Raw genomic sequence first — 1353 nt, forward strand, 5'->3', positions numbered from 1 at the left:
TGAATCACGTCATGAGCACTGAATTGAAGACAACAACTGAGCAATCCGAGACCGTCGATCTGCGAACCGGGGAGGTCCTTCCTGCGCCGCCGAATATCACCGCGGTCGCGGAGCAACTCGTGGCCGCCGCTCGTGGTCAAGGGATCGAACTGACTGGCCCGAACGGGCTGCTGACGGGACTGACCCGGCAGGTCCTGCAGTCCGCGTTGGAAGCGCAGCTGACCGAGCACCTCGGCTACGACCCGGGCGATCGGGTCGGGAAGCAGACGCCGAACAGCCGGAACGGATCCACGCCGAAGACGGTGCGCACCGAGATCGGCGATCTCACGATCCAGGTCCCGAGGGACCGGGCGGGCACGTTCGCGCCGGTGGTGGTGCCCAAGCATCAGCGCCGGATCGCGGGGTTCGACGAGGCGGTGATCTCGCTGTATGCGAAGGGCATGACCACCGGCGATATCGCCAAGCACCTCTCCGATCTCTACGGATCAGACGTCTCTCGTGATCTGGTGTCGACGGTGACCGACAAGGTGCTCGGCGACATGCAGGAATGGCAAGCCCGTCCGCTGGACGTCGTCTATCCCGTGGTTCTGATCGACGCGCTCGTGATCAAGGTCCGCGACGGGCAGGTCGCCAACCGGCCTGTCTACGTCGCTGTCGGCATCGATCTCGAGGGTCACCGTGACGTTCTCGGGTTGTGGATGGGACCGACCGGCGGGGAGGGCGCGAAGCAGTGGATGAACATGCTCACGGAGCTGCGCAACCGTGGTGTCGCCGATGTCTGCATCGTCTGCTGCGACGGACTCAAAGGCCTCCCCGATGCGATCACCGCGATCTGGCCCCTCGCAACGGTGCAGCAGTGTGTCGTGCATCTCGTGCGGAACTCACTTCGATACGCGTCGAAGAAGTACTGGTCCAAGACCACCGGGCAGCTCCGCGAGGTCTATACCGCTCCGACCGTCGCAGCGGCCGAGGCGAGATTCGCGGAGTTCGCCGAGCAATGGCGGAGCCTGTATCCGGCGATGATCCAGATGTGGGAGAGCGCGTGGGGCGAGTTCGTGCCGTTCCTGAAGTTCCCGCCCGAGATCAGACGCCTCATCTATACGACCAATGGGATCGAGTCGCTCAATGCCAGGTTCCGGCAGGCAACGAGACGCCGCGGGCACTTCCCCAACGAGCAGGCGGCGATGAAGGTGCTCTACCTGACGGTGCTCGAGCGGCGCCCGAATCGCACGAACCCGACCGGGCAGATCGCCGGCTGGAAAGCTATCCTGAATACCCTGTCCATCACCTACGGCGACCGCCTAGGAATCAACTAAGCCGAAGCCCCATACACAAAGGAACGGACAGACCCGC

1 protein-coding gene is annotated in these 1353 nt (G+C 63.9%); it reads left to right on the forward strand.

The annotated features are described in order from the left end of the window. Positions 1 to 11 precede the first annotated feature (11 nt). Positions 12 to 1316 (forward strand): IS256 family transposase, encoded by a 1305-nt coding sequence (locus G3N18_RS15745; protein WP_420827112.1) that lies wholly within the window; start codon positions 12 to 14, stop codon positions 1314 to 1316. Positions 1317 to 1353 lie beyond the last annotated feature (37 nt).

This window comes from Microbacterium paulum (genome assembly GCF_015707995.1).
Classification (GTDB): Bacteria; Actinomycetota; Actinomycetes; order Actinomycetales; family Microbacteriaceae; genus Microbacterium; species Microbacterium paulum.